Below are 23666 nucleotides of genomic sequence, written 5' to 3'. Positions count from 1 at the left end.
CCCTAGCCAAAAGAATAGAAAGATAGCTATGAAGAACCACAGCAAACTGTTTTGAATACCAAGCTCCTCAAATTTCATACCTTTCTCACAGACACATAACATTTGTATATACGGGGGTCCGTATATCTACCCTAACAGTATTTGTTCAATAACAGATGTAAGGAATTGAAAAGGAAGGAATAATTCTAAGATGCTAAAAATTCTTCCGTGACAAACCGCGCATGCGCTATATCAATTGATATACGGGGGTCCGTGTATCTACCCCAGCTAGACTTCCATCTGTCTGATTTACTTACTTTTTTAACTTAAACTTGGTTGTAAAACAAGCAAGCTGAGCCGAGAAACATATCAAATTCGGTCACTTAATTTGCCAACCAATAAATATACTGTATATTCATACATGCATTACATGGAGGTAATTGGTATGGCTCAGAGCCCTTTTCTTAATAAAGTCCGAAGAGAAATTCGGTTACGAGGCTACAGCATTCGTACCGAGAAAACTTATATCTACTGGATTAAACAATTTATCTATTTCCATAAGAAGAAACACCCCGAAGCTATGGGTTCGGAAGAGGTAAAAGCCTATTTATCCAGCATGGCGGAAAACCGATCTGTAGCGATTAATACTCAAAAAGTTGCTTTGAACGCTCTGATTTTCCTTTATCACAAAGTGCTTAATCGCCCGTTGGGCGACCTCAACTTTCGTTACGCAACTAAACAGCGTCACTTACCTACCGTTTTAACGCCCGCTGAAGTTCAAAAAATCATTTCATGTACGACAGGACGAAATCAGACTGTTTTTAAGCTCCTTTATGGCAGCGGCCTGAGATTAAACGAATGCTTAAGGTTAAGAATTCAGGATGTGGATTTAGAGCAGAATGCATTAACTGTTCGGGACGGTAAAGGTAACAAAGATAGAAAAACTTTACTGAGCCCTTCGTTAAAGCCTGAACTTAAAAATCTAATTGATACAGCCAAACAAATTCAGATAAAAGACAATGAACGTGGTATTGGCCCTTCTATGCCACATGGTCTTAATAAAAAGTACCCAAATGGCTTTAGGCAACATAAATGGATGTATCTGTTTCCTTCCACCAGCATCTGCTGCTATCCGGATTCTAATGATCAATGTCGTCATCATCTACATGACACGGTAATAGGCAAAGCATTACGACAAGCAGTAATAGAATCAGGTATTACGGACAAAAGGATTACTTGTCATACATTCAGACATTCTTTTGCGACGCACTTGTTACAAGAAGGTAGAGACATTCGTACAGTGCAAGAACTGCTAGGCCATAACGATGTTAAAACGACACAGATTTATACCCATGTGTTGGGTCTACATTACGCGGGCACCAACAGCCCATTAGAACGGCTACATTTTGAGTAAACTGACAATCAGTCTCTATAACAAAAAACACGCCCTAAGGCGTGTTTAATAATTGCTTTACTCTCTTTTCATACCAACTTCAAAACGAAGCTGACATATAGTCATCCATTTTTATAACTTTGTATGAATTACCCATCCTTTCAATGTGAAAGATTCGCTGATCAAAACCGGCCTTTCTTTCATTCAGAGGTAAGGGTTCATATTTATAACGAACATGCGCCTGAAAGCGTTCTCCCTGCCCTTCAAGGCGCACTTTGCCGATATAACCAATCTTAAACTGACCCGCCCACATTCCTTCGTGATCATAGTAGCTTGTGATGATACGTTTAAGTTGCGCCATATCTACGCGTTTAGCTTTCGCTTTTTTCTCTACTGTAACAGCGTTACAGGTCCAAACATGGTTGCCACAGTATTCACCACCTGAACGTTTCAGACACTCACTCAGCGCGATGTTGTTTGCACTTTGCTTGTTATCTGCCTTACCCCAACCATAAGCGGTGCTAACGTCACCGCTAATCGTGCGGTAAGCACCACATCGGTTAGCGCCAGACAACTCCAACACAACGGAGCAACTCCCACCACGGCTATTACATTCACTTAAAGCTCGAATGTTCGCTTGCGACTGTGAACTATAGTCATGGGACCAACCAAAATAGAATCCATTATTTCTGTCCACTGCCAATGCACCGAATTTACCATCAGCCATAGCTGAGGTGGATAACAATGGAACTGCAATCATCGCGATGAGTGACTTATTCATTGAGACTTGTCCTTAATCTATCAATTAGTTCTCACTAGGCATAAAGCTTCAAAGCCTTTGCTCATGTTAAGTTACAAGGCGATCAGCCCTGAGTCGTATTTTCATTATACAGACCAAAAAAAACACGCTGTAAAAAGCGTGTTTTTCTTAATCACCCTGAGATTAGATCTCAGTTTTTCCGCCCATATATGACTGTAGGGCTTCTGGAATTTGGATCTTGCCGTCAGCAGTTTGGTAGTTCTCCATAACTGCTAGCAGTGTGCGACCTACCGCTAAGCCAGAGCCGTTTAGCGTGTGCAGAAGCTCAGGCTTGCCTGTTTCAGGGTTTCTCCAACGCGCTTTTAGGCGACGCGCTTGGAAGTCTGTCATGTTGGAAACAGAGGAAATCTCACGGTACTTATCCTGACCTGGTAACCATACTTCGATGTCGTAAGTCTTAGCGGAGCTAAAGCCTAGATCGCCACCACATAGTGTTACTACACGGTATGGAAGGTTTAGTTTCTGTAGGATGGCTTCAGCATGACGGATCATGTCTTCTAGCGCATCCCAAGATTTTGATGGCTCAACGATCTGTACCATCTCAACTTTTTCGAACTGGTGCTGACGGATCATACCGCGCGTATCACGACCAGATGAACCCGCTTCAGAACGGAAACAAGGCGTGTGCGCTGTGTACTTCATCGGCAGCTGAGCTGCATCAACGATTTCGTCACGAACGATGTTTGTTACTGGTACTTCTGCCGTTGGGATCAGGTAGTACTGGCGATCACCGAACGGTACTTTAAATAGGTCTTCACCAAACTTAGGTAGCTGACCGGTACCACGAAGGCTATCTTCGTTTACCATGTACGGTACATAAGTTTCTGTGTAACCGTGTTCTTCAATCTGTGTATCAAGCATGAACTGGATAAGCGCACGGTGTAGACGTGCCAATTTGCCAGTCATTACAGAAAAACGAGAACCGGTCAGTTTAGCAGCCGTTTCAAAATCTAGTTCGCCGCTCTTTTCGCCAAGCGCAACGTGATCTTGTGGTTCAAAGTCGAATTCACGTGGCGTACCCCAACGGCGTACTTCTACGTTATCTTCTTCGTCGGCTCCTTCTGGTACTTCATCGCTTGGGATGTTTGGTACGCCAGAAAGTAGCTCTTCCAAGTTGTCCTGCAAGTTATTCAGCTCATCTTTAGCTGCATCTAATTTGTTACCTAGATCTGCAACTTCTGCTAGCAATGGCTGGATATCTTCACCAGCAGCTTTTGCTTTACCAATGCCTTTCGATCGTGTGTTTCGCTCGCTCTGTAGGTTCTCAGTTTCAACCTGAAGCTGTTTACGCTGGTTTTCCAGCTCAACAAACTGATCAACCGGGAATTCAAAACCTTTTTTCTTCAGCAGCTGTGCTACTTCTTCCGGGTTAGCACGGACAATTTTTGCGTCGAGCATGAGCTTTTAAAACACCTATGTATAAAGATTAGAACAAGCGTGTAAACCAAAGGCCGCCATACATGGCAACCAAACACAGTAGAACGCTTAATAATATATAAATCGCAGCCGACATCATATGCCCTTGCTGCAGCATTGCGACAGTTTCTAACGAAAAAGTAGAAAAAGTTGTGAATGCGCCCATGAAACCAACCATTAATAGCGGTCGCAACTCAGGACTGAGTTTAGATTTTTCAAGAATGAGAACAAATAACACGCCCATCAAGAAGGAGCCAACCACATTACAAGTTAGGGTGCCGTAAGGGATACGATGCTCGGCATTATTAAGTAAGCTACTTACCCAATAACGACCTAATGCACCCGTTGCACCACCAATGGCAATTGCGATGAGATTTAACATCCCCTAATCCTTTTCCCTGCGGTTATTCGCCTGAATAGCGTTTGAGTGGGCTTTGCTGATCGAGCTGTTTAAGGTGACGTAATTTTTCACCTATTTTCAGCTCCAAGCCTCTTTCTTGAGGATGATACCATTGCTGATCTGCAATTTCTGGCGGTAAATAAGATTCTCCAGCAGCATAAGCGTCGGGTTCATTATGCGCGTAGCGGTATTCATCACCGTAGCCCATCTCTTTCATCAAGCTGGTTGGCGCATTTCGAAGATGAACTGGCACTTCATAGCCTTGCTGTGCCTTAACATCTGCCATGCATTGATTGAAAGCCTGATAAACTGCATTACTCTTTGGCGCAGAAGCACAATAGATAGCGGCTTGCGCTATTGCCCTTTCACCTTCTGCAGGCCCTACGCGATCAAATGCATCCCATGCTGATAAGGCCACTTGCATAGCACGAGGGTCAGCATTGCCAATATCCTCGGAGGCAATCGCTACCAGCCGTCTTGCGATATATAAGGGGTCACAACCGCCATCCAGCATTCGGCAATACCAATACAGAGCACCATCAGGTGATGAGCCTCGGACTGATTTATGAAACGCAGAGATCTGATCGTAAAAGATATCACCCTGCTTATCGTAACGACGTCCCGTTGATCGCAGTACCTCAGCCAGAACTTCTTCATTAATCAGTTCTGTTCCATCTGCTTGTGTTTCGGCTAGATCTGTCGCGATTTCTAAAAGGTTTAGTGAGCGCCTAGCATCACCATCCGCAGCTTGCGCTAAACGCGCTAACATATCGTCAGTAATCTGGAAGTTTCTATTACCCAGTCCTTTGTCGCTGTCGTTAATTGCCCGTTGTAGCACCTCAAGAATTTCACACTCTTGAAGTGACTTTAGGGTGTATACCCTCGCACGCGAAAGTAAGGCGTTGTTCAACTCAAAAGATGGGTTTTCTGTGGTTGCACCCACAAAGATGATAGTGCCGTCCTCTACATAAGGTAGAAAGGCATCCTGCTGGGATTTGTTAAAGCGGTGAACCTCATCGACAAAGAGGATCGTTTTGCGTCCACTTTGCATCGAATGCTGTTTTGCTTGCTCTACCGCGACACGAATATCTTTTACGCCCGATAAAACAGCAGAAAGTGTTATAAAGTGTGCATCAACGTGATGAGCAATCAACTTTGCGAGCGTTGTTTTCCCTACACCTGGCGGCCCCCAAAACACCATAGAATGGGCAACGCCCTGTTCTAATGTGCTCCTTAGTGGTTTGTCTGGCCCCAATAGATGAGACTGACCAATATATTCGGTCAGTGTTCTTGGACGCATACGAGCCGCTAATGGCTCGTATGCAGGCGCTTGGGAAAATAGATCCACTCTATTCCTCAATATCTACAATAACGTCTGTTCCTTCTGGAACACGGAAATAAAAGCTTTGATTGGTCACTTCTGGGTTCAGTGTCTGCTCTGCAAATACGACAGATGTACGTTGGCCTAGTGAATCTTCCAGCATCAGCTCAGAAATCACATTACCAGCAAATGCTAAACGGATGCGGCTGAAGCTGTATTGATCAGATAACGGCTTAAGATCGAAGATCTGCTCACTTCCAGTGTCTTCAATTAAACGAACTGCGTAAGTTTTCTGCAACTCGCCAATTTGGCCATTCAGAATCAATGCAGGCGCACTGTCTTGCTGAGTATCTGCTGCTCTTTGTGTCACTTGCTCTAAATCAGGATCGTAGATCCAGATATATTCACCGTCAGATACAATCTCTTGCGGGAATGGCTGCTGAGTTTCCCAGCGAAAACGATTAGGCTTAGCTAATAGCAAACTTCCTTCTGTTTTCTGTGCTTCACGGCCATTTTCAGCCAAGGTAACTTGTTCAAATTTGGCTGAAAAGCTGTCGTAACCTTGTAGTAACTCATTCAGTTTATTGGCACCATCGGTTGCAGCCATCGCAACACTGGTCCCTGCGATTAGGCAGGCTGATGCTGTATGAATAACAAATTTCTTAATGTAGCTCGTAAATCTCATACTCAAACCTTTTAGGTGATATTACATCTCACCGTTCGGAGATGGGGCTAATACTTCACGCTGCCCATTACTGCCCGCAGTACTTACAACACCAGCGGCTTCCATCGCCTCAACCATTCGAGCGGCGCGGTTATAACCAATTTTAAGCTTACGCTGCACGCTGGAAATCGATGCTTTGCGGGTTTCCAATACAAATGCGACCGCTTCGTCATATAGCGGGTCTTGTTCATCATCGAACAGTGAACCTGAACCTCCGCCGTCTGAAACAGCATCACCTTCAGTAATCTCAGTAATATAATCTGGCTGACCTAGTTTCTTCCAGGCCTCTACCACGCGATGCACTTCGTCATCACTTACAAATGCACCATGCACACGATTTGGCAAGCTGGTACCAGCAGGTAGATAAAGCATGTCACCCCAACCTAACAGGTGCTCTGCACCGGATTGATCCAAGATTGTTCTGGAATCGATTCGTGAAGATACCTGGAAAGCGATACGCGTTGGGATATTTGCCTTAATCAGACCGGTAATAACATCAACCGATGGACGCTGAGTCGCTAGGATTAAGTGGATACCTGCAGCACGGGCCTTTTGAGCGATACGTGCAATTAGCTCTTCTACCTTCTTACCTACGATCATCATCATGTCGGCGAATTCGTCGATCACAACAACAATGTAAGGTAGTGGTTCGAGCTCAGGTGCAGGTGTACCGAATGGCTCGCCATGCTCTTCTGCATTCCAAAGTGGATCTAGTAGAGGCTCGCCTTTCTTACGTGCTTCATCAATCTTGTCGTTAAAGCCGGCTAGGTTACGTACACCCATCTTAGCCATAAGACGGTAACGTCGCTCCATCTCGCCCACACACCAGCGTAGACCCGATGCAGCATCTTTCATGTCGGTGATAACTGGCGTTAATAGATGTGGAATCCCTTCGTAGATAGAAAGCTCCAACATCTTTGGATCGACTAGGATCAAACGAACCTCTTCTGGTGTTGCTTTAAACAACAGCGATAGAAGCATAGCGTTTACACCTACCGATTTACCAGAACCGGTTGTACCTGCCACCAGCAAGTGAGGCATTTTGGCAAGGTTAGCTACCACAGGGTTACCTGCAATATCGTTACCTAAACCGATAGTCACTTTAGAGCCCGCTGATAGATACGGCTTAGAACTCAGCACTTCACTAAGATGTACAGTTAGACGAGATTCATTTGGAATCTCAATACCGACTACCGACTTACCTGCAATAACTTCAACTACACGCACGCTGGTCACGGCCATAGAACGAGCAAGATCTTTAGCTAGGTTGGTAATTTTGCTGGCTTTAACACCCGGTGCAGGCTGGATCTCAAATCGAGTGATTACAGGGCCAGGATTTACCTCGACTACCTCCGCGATTACACCAAAGTCTTTTAGCTTACTCTCAAGCAAGCGAGACATCTGCTCTAACTCATCTGGCGAGTAACCCGTATCTGTGTTCAGTTCTGGTGGATCTAAAAGCTCTAACGGCGGAATCTTGCGTGCAGGTTTACGTTTTGGAGCACCGGCTTCGTCCAAACCAAGCTCTTTATCTTGCATTGGCTTATGCGTTTCAGACAGCGGTACGATTTTAACCTGCGGTTTAGCGTCTTCTGCTACTGTTGGTGTAACAACTGGAACTGATTCTGGAGATGTTGCCAATACAGCTTGTACAACAGCTTGCTCTTCCACCGTTTGTTTTACAGGTTTCGCTTTCACTGGCTCAGGTGCAGTGAGAATTTCACCCGTTTCAGTATCAATATGCTCTTCTATCTGCTGCTCAACTTTAGGTTCCTGGCGAGTACTCTGAGGTCTCACTAAAGAAACCTCTTCAACTGCTGATTCTTTATTTTCAGCAGTATCCATGACACCTGCAGAACTGAATCGAGAGGCAAATTTCTCTTCGATCGTGACTGGTTTAGCAATGTCAGAGTAACTCGGTTCAATTCGGTCATTAACGATTGGAGGCGCTTGCTCTTCAAACTGATCCTTTATGTAGTCTCTTTGCAAAGTCGCTTCGGCTTTTGAAAGCTCATCATCAGAAAGATCCAGTGATGCCTCTCGCTCTTGCTTTTGAGGCAGTACAGTTTCTGTCGACTTAACAACTTTCTGCCCTACTCTTTCGAGGACTGAGCCCCAACCCATTTCTAGCAGCAAGGTTAATCCAAACAAAAGTAGCGCAAAGAGTACTAAAGAGCTGCCCAATACACTTAATAGAGAGACAGCTAAGTCAGAAACCGCTTCACCTAAAATACCACCCGCAGTGAAAGGATAATCTAAACCAGTGTTAGAGATGTGAGTTGCACTCAGCGCACTGAAAGCCGTTAAAAACAGCAAAGCGCCAGTTAAACGCAGCATAAAGAAAGGGATAACATCCAATGCACCGCTATGTTTTCTAAACAGAAAACGTCCGGTTTGATACAAAATTAGAAGCGGGATAAAAAATGCAGCTAGCCCTAGACCAGAAATAAGAAGGTCTGCTATCCAAGCACCTACTGGCCCCGCTAAATTGCTAATTTCTGGCTGATAGCCTAGGTGTGACCATCCTGAATCCTTCGGATTAAATCCAAATAAAGCCACAATCAAAAACAGGCTGACCGTAACAACAACGATTAAACTCGATTCACGGCTGATTCTTACAAGTAATTCGGGAAAACTTAAACGTTGTCCGTTGTCGGTCGCGCTCAAGGGTGAAGCTCCATAGATCTGTATTAAAAAACCAATGACTACAATAACATAATTTAATCCGCGACTAACGGTTGAAGCGCATTGGTTTATAATTCATAGTTACGAGATGCAGGTTTTCTTTACTCTTATCTGTAATATAACTGCACTCAATTTATACTAAGCTTTTGTATCTGAAATATTTCAATGGATGCACTCTATGTCTCTGACCAATTTACATACAGATAACCGCCGTGCGCTGACCTTCCCTATTGGTGAAAGCATGTATGGTATCGATGTCAGCAACATTCTTTCATTTTCAGATAGCTTCGGTGAGATAAAGTATGCCACTGAGCGCGTTGAAGGATTTATTGGCTACTTAGATTTCCGCAACACTTTAGTTCAAGTCTTCGAATGCGCGACGTCTCTTGCACACAATAAAGAGAGAGACACTATTTTAGAGCTGATTGCCGAAATCAAAGTCTACCAGCAAGCTCATATCGACTGGATGGACGCTTTAGAAAATTCCATACGTTCAAACGAACCATTCAACAAAGCACGCGATCCACATGCATGTGCTTTCGGGCAATGGTTTTACAGCTATAAAACCGAAGATGACGGTTTAAGGGCTCTACTCGACAAGATCGAACAGCCTCATAAAGACATCCACTCTTTAGGTGATAAGCTTTTAGATATGACTTCTGCAGGCAATCAAGAAGAAGCTGTCGAAATACTACGCATTGAGCGACAGACCTCCTTGAAGAAGCTTCTGCGTACCCTTGGGCATATTCAAGACTACCTAAAAAACAGTATCCACCCGATCGTTCTACATCTAACAAAAGATGGCCGCACACCATGGTTCTCTATGGTCCTAGATAATATCGGTGATATTATCGACTATTCTCCTGTTGCCATGGATAATCTAAAAAAGATCGATCAAAGTACGCCAATCGAAGGTTATGTAAGAGACCCTTCCGGTGAAAGCTTTATGATGCTGTCTTTAGAACAATTCTATGAACACGCCAGTGCAAAACTCAGCATGGCGGGTTGATATTTTCTTAGTGCACCCCATTAATACACTCATAACTTTTTAACGGATTCATTTTTTACTATGAGCGACGTACAACATCACCAGTTAATTATTCTTGGAAGCGGCCCTGCGGGCTACACTGCAGCCGTTTACGCAGCACGTGCAAACCTAAACCCAGTTGTTATTACCGGTATGCAAGCTGGCGGCCAGCTAACAACTACAACCGACGTTGACAACTGGCCTGGTGACGTTGACGGTGTTCAAGGTCCTGAATTGATGCAGCGCATGCAACAGCACGCTGAGCGTTTCGATACTCAAGTAATCTTTGATCACATCAACGAAACTGATCTTCAAAACCGTCCTTTCCGTCTTAAAGGCGACATGGGCGAGTACACCTGTGATGCGCTAATCATCTCTACAGGTGCTTCTGCTCAATACCTAGGCCTACCTTCTGAAGAAACATTTGCAGGCAAAGGTGTATCAGCATGTGCAACTTGTGACGGTTTCTTCTACCGCGGCCAGAAAGTGGCTGTTGTAGGCGGTGGTAACACTGCAGTAGAAGAAGCGCTGTACCTATCTAACATTGCTGAAGAAGTAACATTGATTCACCGTCGTGATTCTTTGCGCTCTGAAAAGATCCTTCAAGATAAAATCCTTGATCGTGCAGAGAACGGTAACATCAACATCATTTGGAACCACACACTTGAAGAGGTTCTTGGTGACGATTCTGGTGTTACAGGCCTTCGCCTTAAGAGCACAACTGATGGCGCTGAGCAGAGCCTTGATGTTGCAGGCGTATTTATTGCAATCGGCCACAAACCAAACACAGATATCTTTGAAGGCCAGCTAGAGATGAAAGATGGCTACCTGAAGATTCAATCAGGCCTTGAAGGTAATGCAACTCAAACATCTGTAGAAGGTGTTTACGCTGCGGGTGATGTATGTGACCACATCTACCGTCAGGCAATCACATCCGCCGGTTTCGGCTGCATGGCTGCGCTTGATGCAGAGCGCTTCCTAGACGATCTAGAAAAATAAGTGAGACTGAAGCTGCCTTCATGGCAGCTTCTTTTTTTATGCTTCCTTGGTTACAAGATTCAAACGATCCATTCCCCCCTATCGATCAAGCATTAGAAGATCCAAATGGATTATTAGCGGCAGGTGGTGATTTAACACCTGAACGCTTAGTTTCTGCTTATCGAATGGGTATTTTCCCTTGGTACAGCCCTGGCGAACCGATTCTATGGTGGAGCCCGAGTCCTCGCTGTGTCATCACTCCGGATGCGCTGCATGTTTCGCGCAGCATGAGAAAACGCCTTAAGAAAGATGATTACAGAGTAGAGTTTGATAAAAACTTTGCTAATGTGATTGCGGCGTGTGCAGAACCACGTAAAGGCGAAGATGGTACTTGGATCACCCGCGATATTCAAAATGCCTATAACCACCTACATAAACTAGGCGTTGCTCACTCCGTAGAGGTCTACATGGACGGCGAACTCGTTGGAGGCTTGTATGGGTTAGCAATCGGTAAACTATTTTTTGGCGAATCAATGTTTAGCCGCAAACGCGACGCCTCTAAAATTGCGTTGATAAAAATGGTCGAACAGCTTGAAAAGTGGGGCTATGCTTTAATTGACTGCCAAGTAAGTAATGAGCACCTGTTTTCATTAGGCGCTTATGAGATACCCAGAGAGTCATTTCAAAGTTATTTGGATAAATACCTTGATCAACCGCTCGACCATAGCTGGCAGTTTGAAACACATGGCGATTAATTGGAGTTAAGTGTGACGAACCTTAGGACTTTGCACTTTTATGCCACACCAGAACACGATTGCAGCTATCTAGAAAACAAAACAGCTAAAACTTTGTTTGTAGATCCACATGCTGACATTGATCAGCATACCTATGGCCAGCTCTCAGACTTGGGTTTTCGTCGCAGTGGCAAGCATATCTACCGCCCTCACTGTGATGGCTGCAACGCGTGCATATCCGTTAGAATTCCCTTGGCAATATTCCAACTCAAGAAAAGCCAAAAACGAATTATCAATAAAAACAAAGACCTAACCGTTACTGCTAAACCAGCACAGTTTACCGAAGAGTATTACACGCTTTACTCACGTTACATCAATGAACGTCATCAAGATGGTGATATGTACCCACCCAGCCTTGATCAATTTAACTCATTCTTGGTTGAAGGTGAGGAACATACACAGTTTTTAGAATTCCGAGACGGTGATTCTAATCTGCTAGCTGTAAGCGTGATTGATCGACTGCAGCAGGGTTTATCAGCTATATATACTTTCTATGATCCCTCTTTCCCTAAACGCAGCTTAGGAACGTACTGCATATTATGGCAATTACAGTATTGCCAAGATGAAGGATTAAACTATTTGTACTTAGGCTATTGGGTTAAAGAGTGTCGCAAAATGAGCTACAAGGTATCATTCCAGCCCTTCGAGCTGCTGATAGATGGTTATTGGACCCTAGTAAAGCCCGAATAAAACACTCATATATCAACAAAAGAAGATGTTGTTAGATTTGCTTTGATAATGGCTCTCTTTTCAGGCACAATACCGCGCAATTATTCGGTCCAGATTTTCTGGAGATCCTCAACAAGGTAGAGAATTAATGGCTAAAGAAGATAGCATTGAAATGGAAGGCACCGTGGTTGACACGCTCCCGAACACTATGTTCCGAGTTGAGCTGGAAAACGGCCACGTTGTTACTGCGCACATCTCAGGTAAGATGCGTAAAAACTACATCCGTATCCTGACTGGCGATAAAGTTAAAGTAGAACTAACTCCATACGACCTAAGCAAAGGCCGTATCGTTTATCGCGCGCGTTAATCATTGCTTTCTCCCTGCTTCGCAGGAAAGAATTTAAAAAGGCAGCCTAATGGCTGCCTTTTTTGTGTCTTGAAAGACCTGCTTATGCGCAGGTCATCGCTTCTACACTTATCTCACCATCAGCATCGACACTAATAGCAACTTCTCCACCCTCTTCGGATAGTTCGCCAAATAGAATCATCTCAGCTAACGGCTTCTTCAGCTTCTCTTGAATCAAGCGTTTCATTGGGCGTGCACCCATCTGCTCATCGTAGCCCTTCTCTGCAAACCAAGTACGGGCTTCATCATCTAGATGCAGTACTACACGCTTATCTTCTAACTGAACTTGAAGCTCAGCAAAGAACTTATCAACCACACCTTTAATAATGCCAGTTGTAAGGGCTTTGAACTGAATAATGCCATCAAGACGGTTTCGGAACTCCGGCGTGAACATCTTACGTATAGCAGCCATACCGTCAGAAGCATGATTTTGCTTAGTAAAACCAATCGAAGCACGACTCATATCTTCCGCACCGGCATTGGTAGTCATCACCAAGATCACGTTACGGAAATCTGCTTTACGACCATTGTTGTCAGTCAAAGTACCGCTATCCATCACTTGAAGTAACAGATTAAAGACTTCTGGATGCGCCTTCTCGATCTCATCAAGTAACAGAACACAATGCGGAGACTTGGTAATCGCCTCTGTCAGCAAACCACCTTGGTCATAGCCAACATAACCCGGAGGTGCACCAATCAAACGCGATACTGTATGACGCTCCATGTACTCAGACATATCAAAACGAACCAGCTCAATCCCCATGATACGTGCTAGCTGCTGCGTTACTTCTGTTTTACCGACACCGGTTGGACCAGCGAACAAGAAACAACCTACAGGCTTATCTGGCTCTTTAAGACCAGCACGGGAAAGCTTGATTGCAGAAGATAGCGTATCGATCGCTTCGTCCTGACCAAGAACAACCATCTTAAGATTGCTATCCAGTTTAGCCAGCTGATTCTTATCAGACGCAGAAACACTTTTAGGCGGTATACGGGCAATCTTAGCGACAATCGCCTCGATATCTTCCGTACCAATCTCTGCTTTACGCAGCTCTTTAGGCAATAGACGCTGGTAAGCCCCGGCTTCATCAATCACATCGATTGCTTTGTCAGGCATATGCTTATCGTTGATGTAGCGACCTGCTAGCTCTGCAGCTGCACGTAGCGCTTCATCACTGTAAGCAAGTTCATGGTGTTCCTCAAAACGACCTTTAAGGCCTTTAAGAATCGCATAGGTATCTTCGATACTAGGCTCAAGGACGTCTACTTTCTGGAAACGACGTGCTAATGCACGGTCTTTCTCAAATATTCCGCGGAATTCTTGGAAAGTGGTAGAACCGATACAACGGATTTGACCTGAACTTAGCAGTGGTTTAAGTAAGTTTGATGCGTCCATAGAGCCACCAGACGCTGCACCAGCACCGATGATAGTATGAATTTCATCAATAAATAGAATCGCGTGATCTTTACCTTTGATCTCATTTAAAAGACCTTTAAGGCGTTTCTCAAAATCACCACGGTATTTAGTACCTGCAAGCAAAGCACCTAGATCAAGCGAGTATACGATCGACTCTTTGATAATTTCAGGTACTTTGTCTTCAACGATCAACTTCGCTAGACCTTCAGCAATCGCTGTTTTACCTACACCCGCTTCACCTACTAATAGAGGGTTGTTCTTACGGCGGCGAGATAGAATCTGAACGACACGCTCAACCTCAGAATCCCGCCCTACAAGAGGATCAATGCGACCGTTTTCAGCTTCAGCATTCAAATTGATTGCATATTTAGCGAGCGGACTATCATCCTTCTCTTCACCTGCAGTCTCACTCTCAACCGAAGCATCAGAGTGCTCGTGATCGTGCTCCGACATTTTAGAAATGCCATGCGAGATGTAATTGACCGTATCGATTCGCTCAATACCATGCTGCTGCAGAATATAAACAGCCTGACTTTCTTGCTCGCTAAAAATCGCTACAAGTACGTTTGCTCCAGTAACTTCATTCTTACCAGATGACTGAACATGGAACACCGCACGCTGAAGTACTCGCTGAAATCCGAGTGTTGGTTGCGTTTCCAAATCAGGTAGTGTTTCAGATAATAAAGGCGTAGTTTCTTCGATGAACGAAGAAAGGTTCTGCCTAATACCTTCAAAGTTAGCACCACAGGCTGCAAGAACTTCATGCGCCTCATAATTATCCAACAACGCCAGCAACAAATGTTCGACAGTTATAAATTCATGTCGCTTTTCCTTTGCGGCTTGGAAAGCTGCACTGAGCGTGTCTTCGAGTTCTCGGTTTAACATAACGGTTCCTCTTCAGACTTTCTCGACTTCACATAGCAGAGGGTGATTATTGTCTCTCGCATATTGATTAACTATAGCTGCTTTCGTGTCAGCTACATCACGGGTAAAAATTCCACATACTCCTTTCCCTTGAGTATGGACCGATAACATCACTTGTGTAGCTTTTTCTTGGTCCATATTAAAAAACATCATGAGCACAGCCACGACGAAATCCATTGGTGTATAGTCGTCGTTCATCAAAACCACACGATACATCGATGGTTTCTTAAGTTGTGGCTTTGCTTCTTCCGTGACTAATCCGTGATCATGATCAAAATCTTCATGTTCATCTTCATTAGACATTCGAATTACTTTTTGTTCAAAATCAATAGACATCTAACATTCTTCTAAATTTACGCTAATATTTACTACTGAACAGTGATTGTACACTTGTCACATATTCTGTGGGTGGTGCTATAATCAGAATAGCAGGATAGGCAAGGCCCCAGTAGTACCTGCAACTTTTAGGGGACAACCTTTAGCAACTATTCTAGCAGCTAAAGGGAGTACGTTCAGGTTAGTAATCCAATTGTAGTTTTGGATACGGGAGTTAGTTATGCAGACAGGGAAAGTAAAGTGGTTCAACAATTCTAAAGGATATGGTTTTATCCTATCAGATGAACATGAAGAGGATCTCTTTGCTCATTATTCTGCGATAGAAGTAGATGGCTATAAGAGTCTCAAAGCAGGCCAACAAGTTGAGTTTGAAACCCAGCCGGGTCCCAAAGGTACTCATGCCGTACAAATCAAACCTTTAGTAACCCAATAATAAAAAGGTTAAATCGATAGACTAAAAAACCAGCATGAAGCTGGTTTTTTTGTGTCTGTTAGAAACTAACTACATATTCTTGATAATCGCTTCACCAAACTCAGAGCTTGATAACAACTGAGCTCCGTCCATAAGACGTTCAAAGTCGTAGGTTACAGTTTTAGCAGCAATAGCGCCATCCATACCCTTAATAATCAGATCTGCAGCTTCTGACCAACCTAAATGCCTTAACATCATTTCGGCAGATAGAATCAGAGAACCTGGATTCACCATATCTTTACCTGCATATTTAGGTGCGGTTCCATGAGTTGCTTCAAATATCGCAACTTCATCTGATAGGTTGGCACCCGGGGCGATCCCTATACCTCCCACTTCCGCAGCCAAGGCGTCTGAAAGGTAATCACCATTTAAATTTAGCGTTGCGACTACGTCATACTCAGCGGGCCTAAGCAGAATCTGCTGCAACATCGCATCCGCTATTACATCTTTAATTATAATTTCTTTACCTGTGTTTGGATTTTGAAAGCTCATCCAAGGGCCTCCATCTTTAAGCTTTGCTCCAAACTCTTCTGCCGCCAATTCGTAGCCCCAATCTTTAAAAGCACCTTCGGTAAATTTCATGATATTACCTTTATGTACCAACGTTAGGGATTCCCGATCGTTATCCACGCAGTACTGCAACGCTTTCCTTACTAGGCGCTTTGTTCCCTGCTCAGATACAGGCTTCACACCAATACCGCACTGTTGATCGAAACGAATTTTGGTAACCCCCATCTCCTCTTTTAAAAAACGAATCACTTTCTCTGCTTCAGACGAGCCAGCCTGCCACTCTACTCCAGCGTAGATATCTTCTGAATTTTCCCTATAGATCACCATATCCACATCTTCTGGCTTGATAACTGGGCTCGGTACGCCTTTAAACCAACGCACCGGTCTTTGGCAGACATAAAGATCAAGCTCCTGACGTAAGGCAACATTAAGCGAACGAATACCACCACCTACAGGTGTAGTTAATGGCCCTTTAATCCCAACAACAAATTCCTTAAAAGCTTCCAAGGTTTCATCTGGCAGCCATGTATCTTGCTCGTATACTGAGGTAGCCTTCTCACCAGCAAAAACTTCCATCCAGGATATTGAACGGTCACCTCCATAGGCTTTATTGACCGCAGCATCAACCACACTGATCATCGGAGGAGTCACATCCATACCAATCCCATCTCCTTCTATATAAGGAATAATAGGGTTATCAGGAACATTTAATGAATGATCTTGATTAACTGTTATCTTGTCGCCATCAGGTACAGAAATATTTTTATAACCCATAATCTACTCCAACTCGATTTGTTACACCGCAGAAGCTGTGATCAGTGATATGATTGCGCTACAGGATCAGTATAGATCAGCATTATCCCTTTGATTGATCGCACCATGCTTTAAAGAACTGAAAAACAATGAGCCAGCTATTACTTTTTAATAAACCTTTTCAAGTACTTACTCAGTTCACTACCAATGACGATAAAAGCACACTAGCCGATTTTATTGATCAGCCGGGCTATTATGCTGCTGGCCGATTAGATTATGACTCTGAAGGCTTACTGATTCTTACCAACGAAGGCGCTGTACAACATTACTTAGCTAATCCTAAATTTAAGCAAGAAAAAACATACTGGGCCCAAGTTGAAGGAGATATCACTGAGACTGCTTTGAATGCCTTACGTAAAGGCGTTGAACTCAAAGACGGTATAACTCGTCCAGCAAAAGCCAAGGCGATCGATGAACCTGATATATGGCCTCGTAATCCACCCATTCGCGAACGTAAAAATCAGCCTACCAGCTGGGTCGAATTGAAAATTACTGAAGGCAAAAATAGACAAGTAAGACGAATGACGGCAGCCGTTGGCTTCCCAACCCTACGCCTAATTCGCTATGCAATTGGTGATTGGACATTAGACAGTCTAAAGCCTGGGAACTCTAAGTTAGTCGAAGTCACTTTAAACCTACCGAAAAACAGTAAAAACACCACGAGTCGCAGGCCTCATAACAACAGGAATAACCGACAACAGATTCGAAATACAAAGCGCACAAGGAAATAGTTAATAGATTAATAAGCTTTAATATCCAATCATTGCCATATATTCTTAGCAATTCACGAGCAAGTATTTGATTTAGTACTAAAATATTCTTAAATACTTGAATAAGCTCTGAACTGTCTAACTAAAAGAATGGCTAGTTGATTAAAGGATTACAAGGATGAACAAAAGCTTATCTGCAATTGGCGTACTTGCCTGCCTTCTAATATCCACTGTTTCAGCCAATGACAAAGTCATTCGCATTTATCACGACTCAGACTACACCTCTCACTCTTCCTCTGCACAAGCCATGAAGATGGGTTTCCTTACCGCTATGGACGAAATCGATTATAAAATTGGTAACTACCAACTCGAATTTGTTGAAAAAGATCATCGAGGAAATGTTGTTCGTAGCCACAGAACAATGAAACAATTCGTAAATGATCCTAGTGCCCTATTTATACTTGGCGGACTACATTCCCCCCCTTACATTAAATATCGTCAATACATCAACGATAATGAAATTCTGCTACTAGTTCCGTGGGCAGCAGGTGGACCTATTACCCGCCATCCTGATAGTAATAACTGGGTATTCAGATTATCTGTCGATGATACAAAAGCGGGCTTGCGAATCAGCGATTACGCAGTAAATTCAAAACAATGCAAATCTCCCCACCTATTACTCGAAGATACAGGCTGGGGGAAATCGAACTTCAAGACAATAACCAACTACTTTGAAAGTTCACTGTCCATTACACCTGAAGTCACATGGTTTAATTGGAATACCAAAGACAATGCAGCCAAATTAATTTTGAGAGAAATTGCCAAATCCGATAGTGACTGCGTTATCTTCGTTGGTAACGCTATAGAAGGCGCTACCTTTATGACAGCCATGACAGAGGTTGAACAATTCAATCTACCTGTGCTTTCTCATTGGGGAATTACCGGCGGAAACTTCCCCCAGACATTAGGGCCTACAACCCTATCTAAGCTGGATTTAAGCTTTATTCAAAGCTGCTTCTCTTTTGTCAGCTCTGAAGAATCCAAATTCAGCCAATCAGTATTTGCCAGAGGTCAGAAGCTATTCCCTGAAGCATTAACTGATTATCGCTCTCTAAAATCGCCTACGGGGTACACCCATGCGTATGACTTAGCCAAGGTAGCTATCCAAGCAATGCAAAATATAACTCTAAGTGATGATATGGCTCAAAATAGGCAGTTACTTCGAGAAGAATTAGAGTCATTAAACACGCCTGTTAAAGGCCTAATAAAAACTTACCAAAAGCCCTATTCTACTTTTAGTCAATCTAATTTAGATGCACATGAAGCGCTCGGATTATCTGATCTATGTATGGCCAAATTTACCCCGGATGGAGTAATAGAAGTAATGCCCAACACAATTCCGAAAGTTCCTAACTAGTTGAGTAATAGGATGCAGCTTCGTAAACGAGGTTTAAAACTTTCAACAGATACACTATTTTATCTGTTTATTGCTGCCTTTTTCGCTATAGCTTTGACCTCTAGTTATATCGCAATTGGGGAACGTGTTCGTGATATTACGATAGACTTTCAAAATCGAACAACTAGCGCACAAGCTGCAAACGCTGCCACTTCGATAGGTAACTATGTAGACGATCGTATTCTGTTCTTACAGGACCTAGCTAAGAACCCTCTTTTAACTAGTGCGGTGATGGCTACTCTAGATTCGGAAGAAAACCTTGTCGATTTTTTGGACTCACTTCTAATCCTCGGTCAGCATGAATCTGTATTCTTACTAAATATTATTGGGGAGCCTATTTACAGGCCTTCCAACCAAACCTTGAATTTGAACTTACAAAATGAACCTTGGTTCGAAGAGATACTAAATGGCGAAAGGCCGTGGGTTATATTAAAACATCGAGATAATGAACAATGGCACTTCTCTATCGCTGTTTCAGTCAACTATAACGGTGCTAGCGAAGGTGTTGTTCTAGTTCGATTTGATAAAGACATCAGTACATTATTTACTACCCAAGCACATGCCGCCAGCATTAGAATCAAAGGTGATTACCTTGATTACTCTTCTCTAAACAACACTCTTAATTACCAAAAAGTTGACGAACAAGTTGCTGGTCAGACCCAACTTAACGTCGAATATTACATCTATCAACAACACCTCGCTTCTGAAGTTAATCAGGTTATCCAAAGTATCTTCATTGGCCTTCTTCTGACATTTTTGGTCGTCTTTATACTGCTAGTCTGGCTTGGAAAAAAGTTTTTTATCAACCCATACAAAGCAGTCAAACAGTCTGAAAAAGAACTGAGAGAAGAGCAAAATAGAAACAGAGTCCTCTTAAAAGCCCTAGAAGTAAGCCCTGTCGGTGTAACAGTTGCAGATGCCACACAACAGGATCTTCCTCTAATCTATACCAATAAAGCGTTCCTTAAGATAACCGGGTATAACGAAAACGAGGTAATCGGAAAGAATCATAGATTCCTTTCAGGTGAAAAGACGGACCTAAAAGCCTTAGGCCAGATATCTAAAGCGCTTAAAGCCCATCAAAGCGTCAACGTTGAAGTGATTAACTACACCAAAGACAAAACACCTTTTTGGAATGACGTTTCGATTTCTCCCGTATTTGACGAACACAATAATCTAACTGCATTTGTCGGTGTCGAAAATGATATAACCGATAAAATTAAGCGTGAACAAGAGCTGTCTGAAACCGCAAGACAACTTGAGTTAGTCGTAGATTCTACCAATGTGGGCATTTGGGACTTGAAAGTCCAAACAGGAGAACTCAACCTTAACGAACGTTGGGCTGAAATCATTGGTTATACATTAGATGAACTTCACCCAATCGATATTGAAAAATTTCATCAGTTTACACATCCTAAAGATTCCGATATATCACAGGGCCTATTCGATATATACAGCAATTCCAGTGAAGACCGACACAGTTTCGAGCTGAGAATGAAGCACAAGCAAGGCCATTGGATCTGGGTTTTAAACGCTAGCAAAGTCGTAGAACGTGATATAGACGGCAACCCAATACGCATCATTGGCACTCACTTAGATATTACAGATCAGAAGCTTTCTGAAGAATATCTATTAAAAGCAAAAAATGAAGCCGAACAAGCAAGTGTCGCTAAGAGTGAATTTTTAGCCAACATGAGTCATGAGATAAGAACACCAATGAATGGTGTTATCGGCATGACTAATATATTGCTCGACAGTGGCTTAAACCCGCAACAATTAGAATACGCCAATACCGTTAAGAATAGCGCCGACTCTCTACTCACTATAATCAACGATATTCTTGATTTTTCTAAAGTTGAATCAGGAAAACTGGAGCTCGAATCGGTCGATTTTGATATGGGCCAACTACTTGATGAAATAGGTACTTCATTAGGTATGCGTGCTCAAGAAAAAAACCTAGAACTCGTCTGCCCTGCCACATCCATTACTGATCAATGGTTTAACGCTGACCCAAGTCGCATTCGCCAGATACTCGTCAACCTCATAGGTAACGCATGTAAATTTACTGAAAAAGGTGAAGTAGCAGTCTTCTATGAGTCAACTCAAGTTTCCACCAAGCAAAGCAAAATTCTGATCAAAGTGGTTGATACTGGAATTGGCCTAAACAAGGAACAACAAACCCGCTTATTCGAACGCTTTAGTCAGGCTGACGGCTCTACTACACGTAAATATGGTGGTACCGGTCTTGGACTATCGATAAGTCGACAACTAGTAGAGTTGATGGGTGGCGAAATTGGTGTCGATAGCCAATTAGGCCATGGTTCAACATTCTGGATTAGCTTGACTTTAACCCATGCGACCTCAAAGCCGATTTCGCAACCTATCGAAGCGTTACATAGTAAAAGAATCTTAGTTGTTGACCCTAATGAAACGAATCTTCACCTGCTTGGCGACATTTTAACAAGCTGGAAGATTGATTATGAACTCACAACAAAACCCGAGACAGGTTTAGAAAAACTAAAGTCGGCTGCAGCTAACAACACACCTTTTGATATAACCATCATCAATCAAGAGCTATCGGATATGGATGCTATCGAGTTTGCCACACGTTGCAAACATGAACCTTTAGTAACATCCACCAAGCTGCTTGTTCAAACGGTCAGCAATCAAACCTTTGATAAATCAAAATACGCTGAAAACGGTTTACACCATCTGATCGCAAAACCTATCAACCAAAGTCAGCTTTTTAATAAACTATTAGATCTTGTCCAAGTTAAACAACAAAATACCTATGTAAAATCTGCTAACGATAGAAAAGCGGCGTTCTCCTTTAATAGCAAAGTTTTACTCGTAGAAGACAACATTACCAATCAAGCCGTAGCACGGGCGTTATTAGAACAGCTCGGGCTAAAAATTGATGTCGCGGCTAATGGTGAGGAAGCATTATCAGCTCTCGAAATGATCCAATACGATCTTGTCTTTATGGATTGCCAAATGCCCGTGATGGATGGCTACGAAGCAAGCAGATCTATTCGGCAAAATAAGAAATTCAAGGACCTACCTATCGTCGCCATGACTGCTAATGCTATGGCAGGAGATCGCGAGAAGTGTCTTGAAGCAGGCATGGACGATTACATAACCAAACCCATCAATTCGAAGGACTTAATCCAAGCACTTAATCATTGGCTCCCTGATGATCAAAAATTCACGTCCAACAAAGAGCAAGGCGTTTGTCACACCGAAGACAAACAGCTGGTGTGGGATCAAGATAGCGCACTGAAGCGCTTAATGATGAACGATAAACTACTCGTTAAGGTGCTAGAAGCCTATCTTAAGAATTCAGCTGATCTGATTGAAAACACACAATATGCATTCAGAAATAAGCAATGGGAGGAGCTAAGGCAGCAAGCTCATAATATGAAAGGCATGGCCTTAAACTTGTCTGCCCCACAACTAAATGAAATTTGTAAGATGCTTGAAATAGAAGCCGCAAATCAAAATCAGGAAGCACTTGAAAAGCTACTTCCTGAGTTCGTAACCAAAGCTAACGCTCTATCGGATGAATTTAATAAATACCTTTCAAAGAACGAGCATATTGTCAGTCAGGAAAACTAATATTCTAACACTTAGACCTTTTCTACGGCACTTAATCCATACTCAACGCAGTTTTAAGGCGGGACAATAAACTATTCTGATCCGTAGTCGATTCCGCCAATTTTACTGAGCCAGTTGGCGCAACAACATAAGGGTTTGTATTGCCTTGGATTTGGCTAATCATACGATTACGCTCTAACTCCCATTGATCAACAGGATCTAGCTTTGCCCAAGCATTAAACAGCTTTTCCTGCTTATTACTGATACGAACGCCATACTGATCGCGCATATAAAAGTACGTACGAGCAATGTCGCCACGGCGATGGTCAGCTGGCTCGACCTTACGCTGCTTGAAATCAACTTCCATATCGCATTGCCCATAAACACGCGGTTCACCTGCTAATTGTGAGAAGCTAAAATTAGATCGATCACCATTTACCTCTCCAATTGCAGGAACAAGGTTGTGAAGGTCTGATTCCATCTTCTTAAAATTAGGGTTCTTCTTACAAGCTTTACGACCACCGTCTTGCCAACATTGTAATTGATGACCAAAAGCCCAAGCCGGCATTACGTGCTCCCACTCAATTCGCTTTGCTCTATTCGCATTTTTACGTGGTGAGTAGCCACAGGATGCTAAATCTGGCACCAACTTTTTACCTTGGGCATTGTAGTCACAACCACAATAAAAGCTCTGCTGGTTATCTGCGTAGATCTCTTTGAGAATCTTTTTGGCACTACCGAAAGACTTAGGATGCTCAGCTAAAGCCAAGCCTGGGATCATTAGAAGAGCCACAGGAAGGTACTTGTACATTGGAATTCCTT

At 43.1% G+C, this 23666-nt stretch carries 20 protein-coding genes; 10 read left to right on the top strand and 10 right to left on the bottom strand.

Annotated elements, in window-relative coordinates; translation table 11 throughout:
* Positions 1-424 precede the first annotated feature (424 nt).
* Positions 425-1393 carry an integron integrase gene (locus ACMXYP_RS08005; protein WP_415884485.1) on the top strand — a complete coding sequence of 323 codons (969 nt, stop codon included), beginning with the start codon at positions 425-427 and terminating at the stop codon, positions 1391-1393.
* A gap of 79 nt (positions 1394-1472) precedes the next feature.
* Here ACMXYP_RS08005 and ACMXYP_RS08000 read toward each other — a convergent pair whose 3' ends face one another.
* The 6 genes from ACMXYP_RS08000 to ACMXYP_RS07975 all read right to left on the bottom strand — a co-directional run bounded on the left by ACMXYP_RS08000 (position 1473) and on the right by ACMXYP_RS07975 (position 8720).
* Complete coding sequence (locus ACMXYP_RS08000) at positions 1473-2153, bottom strand: DUF4189 domain-containing protein (RefSeq protein WP_415884484.1); 681 nt, start codon at positions 2151-2153, stop codon at positions 1473-1475.
* A gap of 162 nt (positions 2154-2315) precedes the next feature.
* On the bottom strand, positions 2316-3590 hold the full coding sequence (gene serS / locus ACMXYP_RS07995; protein WP_415884483.1) for a serine--tRNA ligase: 1275 nt from the start codon (positions 3588-3590) through the stop codon (positions 2316-2318).
* A 28-nt stretch (positions 3591-3618) separates the two neighbouring features.
* Positions 3619-3990 carry a fluoride efflux transporter CrcB gene (gene crcB / locus ACMXYP_RS07990; protein WP_415884482.1) on the bottom strand — a complete coding sequence of 124 codons (372 nt, stop codon included), beginning with the start codon at positions 3988-3990 and terminating at the stop codon, positions 3619-3621.
* Between the two features lie 22 nt (positions 3991-4012).
* Entirely contained in the window at positions 4013-5308 is a 1296-nt protein-coding gene (locus ACMXYP_RS07985) for a replication-associated recombination protein A (RefSeq protein WP_415884655.1), read from the bottom strand.
* A gap of 49 nt (positions 5309-5357) precedes the next feature.
* On the bottom strand, positions 5358-6014 hold the full coding sequence (gene lolA / locus ACMXYP_RS07980) for an outer membrane lipoprotein chaperone LolA (RefSeq protein WP_415884481.1): 657 nt from the start codon (positions 6012-6014) through the stop codon (positions 5358-5360).
* A gap of 21 nt (positions 6015-6035) precedes the next feature.
* Positions 6036-8720 (bottom strand): DNA translocase FtsK 4TM domain-containing protein, encoded by a 2685-nt coding sequence (locus ACMXYP_RS07975; protein WP_415884480.1) that lies wholly within the window; start codon positions 8718-8720, stop codon positions 6036-6038.
* 196 nt (positions 8721-8916) lie between these two features.
* Between ACMXYP_RS07975 and ACMXYP_RS07970 the strand changes: the two genes are divergently transcribed.
* The 5 genes from ACMXYP_RS07970 (at position 8917) to infA (ending at position 12573) form a co-directional block, all read left to right on the top strand.
* A complete protein-coding gene (locus tag ACMXYP_RS07970) occupies positions 8917-9747 on the top strand; it encodes a CZB domain-containing protein (protein ID WP_415884479.1) in 831 nt (276 codons plus the stop codon).
* A gap of 60 nt (positions 9748-9807) precedes the next feature.
* Complete coding sequence (gene trxB / locus ACMXYP_RS07965) at positions 9808-10764, top strand: thioredoxin-disulfide reductase (protein ID WP_415884478.1); 957 nt, start codon at positions 9808-9810, stop codon at positions 10762-10764.
* A gap of 20 nt (positions 10765-10784) precedes the next feature.
* Complete coding sequence (gene aat / locus ACMXYP_RS07960; RefSeq protein ID WP_415884477.1) at positions 10785-11498, top strand: leucyl/phenylalanyl-tRNA--protein transferase; 714 nt, start codon at positions 10785-10787, stop codon at positions 11496-11498.
* A 12-nt stretch (positions 11499-11510) separates the two neighbouring features.
* Complete coding sequence (locus ACMXYP_RS07955; protein WP_415884476.1) at positions 11511-12227, top strand: arginyltransferase; 717 nt, start codon at positions 11511-11513, stop codon at positions 12225-12227.
* A 127-nt stretch (positions 12228-12354) separates the two neighbouring features.
* Positions 12355-12573, top strand: coding sequence for a translation initiation factor IF-1 (gene infA / locus ACMXYP_RS07950; protein WP_027853708.1), 219 nt, complete (start codon positions 12355-12357; stop codon positions 12571-12573).
* 82 nt (positions 12574-12655) lie between these two features.
* Here infA and clpA read toward each other — a convergent pair whose 3' ends face one another.
* A complete protein-coding gene (clpA, locus tag ACMXYP_RS07945; protein ID WP_415884475.1) occupies positions 12656-14914 on the bottom strand; it encodes an ATP-dependent Clp protease ATP-binding subunit ClpA in 2259 nt (752 codons plus the stop codon).
* A gap of 12 nt (positions 14915-14926) precedes the next feature.
* Entirely contained in the window at positions 14927-15289 is a 363-nt protein-coding gene (gene clpS, locus ACMXYP_RS07940; protein WP_415884474.1) for an ATP-dependent Clp protease adapter ClpS, read from the bottom strand.
* Positions 15290-15509: 220 nt separating this feature from the next.
* Between clpS and cspD the strand changes: the two genes are divergently transcribed.
* Positions 15510-15722 (top strand): cold shock domain-containing protein CspD, encoded by a 213-nt coding sequence (gene cspD, locus ACMXYP_RS07935; RefSeq protein WP_415884473.1) that lies wholly within the window; start codon positions 15510-15512, stop codon positions 15720-15722.
* A 69-nt stretch (positions 15723-15791) separates the two neighbouring features.
* Here the strand turns inward: cspD and icd are convergent, their stop codons facing one another.
* Positions 15792-17045, bottom strand: a complete 1254-nt coding sequence (gene icd / locus ACMXYP_RS07930; RefSeq protein WP_415884472.1) for an NADP-dependent isocitrate dehydrogenase — start codon at positions 17043-17045, stop codon at positions 15792-15794.
* Between the two features lie 128 nt (positions 17046-17173).
* Here icd and ACMXYP_RS07925 point away from each other — a divergent pair, with 128 nt between their 5' ends.
* The 3 genes from ACMXYP_RS07925 (at position 17174) to ACMXYP_RS07915 (ending at position 22865) form a co-directional block, all read left to right on the top strand.
* Positions 17174-17815 carry a pseudouridine synthase gene (locus tag ACMXYP_RS07925; protein WP_415884471.1) on the top strand — a complete coding sequence of 214 codons (642 nt, stop codon included), beginning with the start codon at positions 17174-17176 and terminating at the stop codon, positions 17813-17815.
* A gap of 157 nt (positions 17816-17972) precedes the next feature.
* Positions 17973-19211 carry an ABC transporter substrate-binding protein gene (locus ACMXYP_RS07920; protein WP_415884470.1) on the top strand — a complete coding sequence of 413 codons (1239 nt, stop codon included), beginning with the start codon at positions 17973-17975 and terminating at the stop codon, positions 19209-19211.
* Between the two features lie 12 nt (positions 19212-19223).
* On the top strand, positions 19224-22865 hold the full coding sequence (locus ACMXYP_RS07915; RefSeq protein WP_415884469.1) for a response regulator: 3642 nt from the start codon (positions 19224-19226) through the stop codon (positions 22863-22865).
* 31 nt (positions 22866-22896) lie between these two features.
* On the opposite strand, the gene ACMXYP_RS07910 is transcribed toward ACMXYP_RS07915, so the two are convergent.
* Positions 22897-23655 (bottom strand): endonuclease, encoded by a 759-nt coding sequence (locus ACMXYP_RS07910; RefSeq protein ID WP_415884468.1) that lies wholly within the window; start codon positions 23653-23655, stop codon positions 22897-22899.
* Positions 23656-23666: the final 11 nt, after the last annotated feature.

Origin of the sequence: Neptuniibacter sp. QD34_54 (assembly GCF_047778055.1) — a bacterium.
Lineage (GTDB): Bacteria > Pseudomonadota > Gammaproteobacteria > Pseudomonadales > Balneatricaceae > Neptuniibacter.
The sequence above is the reverse complement of the archived record's forward strand: the minus strand, read 5'-3'. Positions and strand labels throughout refer to the sequence as shown.

Bases quoted from the DNA above. Each gene is read 5' to 3' on its own strand.
- clpS (WP_415884474.1), bottom strand. From the start codon at position 15,289: ATGTCTATTGATTTTGAACAAAAAGTAATTCGAATGTCTAATGAAGAT.
- clpA (WP_415884475.1), bottom strand. From the start codon at position 14,914: ATGTTAAACCGAGAACTCGAAGACACGCTCAGTGCAGCTTTCCAAGCC.
- ACMXYP_RS08000 (WP_415884484.1), bottom strand. From the start codon at position 2,153: ATGAATAAGTCACTCATCGCGATGATTGCAGTTCCATTGTTATCCACC.
- infA (WP_027853708.1), top strand. From the start codon at position 12,355: ATGGCTAAAGAAGATAGCATTGAAATGGAAGGCACCGTGGTTGACACG.
- serS (WP_415884483.1), bottom strand. From the start codon at position 3,590: ATGCTCGACGCAAAAATTGTCCGTGCTAACCCGGAAGAAGTAGCACAG.
- cspD (WP_415884473.1), top strand. From the start codon at position 15,510: ATGCAGACAGGGAAAGTAAAGTGGTTCAACAATTCTAAAGGATATGGT.
- icd (WP_415884472.1), bottom strand. From the start codon at position 17,045: ATGGGTTATAAAAATATTTCTGTACCTGATGGCGACAAGATAACAGTT.
- ACMXYP_RS08005 (WP_415884485.1), top strand. From the start codon at position 425: ATGGCTCAGAGCCCTTTTCTTAATAAAGTCCGAAGAGAAATTCGGTTA.
- ACMXYP_RS07910 (WP_415884468.1), bottom strand. From the start codon at position 23,655: ATGTACAAGTACCTTCCTGTGGCTCTTCTAATGATCCCAGGCTTGGCT.
- ACMXYP_RS07970 (WP_415884479.1), top strand. From the start codon at position 8,917: ATGTCTCTGACCAATTTACATACAGATAACCGCCGTGCGCTGACCTTC.
- ACMXYP_RS07915 (WP_415884469.1), top strand. From the start codon at position 19,224: ATGCAGCTTCGTAAACGAGGTTTAAAACTTTCAACAGATACACTATTT.
- ACMXYP_RS07920 (WP_415884470.1), top strand. From the start codon at position 17,973: ATGAACAAAAGCTTATCTGCAATTGGCGTACTTGCCTGCCTTCTAATA.
- crcB (WP_415884482.1), bottom strand. From the start codon at position 3,990: ATGTTAAATCTCATCGCAATTGCCATTGGTGGTGCAACGGGTGCATTA.
- lolA (WP_415884481.1), bottom strand. From the start codon at position 6,014: ATGAGATTTACGAGCTACATTAAGAAATTTGTTATTCATACAGCATCA.
- ACMXYP_RS07925 (WP_415884471.1), top strand. From the start codon at position 17,174: ATGAGCCAGCTATTACTTTTTAATAAACCTTTTCAAGTACTTACTCAG.
- ACMXYP_RS07985 (WP_415884655.1), bottom strand. From the start codon at position 5,308: ATGCGTCCAAGAACACTGACCGAATATATTGGTCAGTCTCATCTATTG.
- aat (WP_415884477.1), top strand. From the start codon at position 10,785: ATGGCAGCTTCTTTTTTTATGCTTCCTTGGTTACAAGATTCAAACGAT.
- trxB (WP_415884478.1), top strand. From the start codon at position 9,808: ATGAGCGACGTACAACATCACCAGTTAATTATTCTTGGAAGCGGCCCT.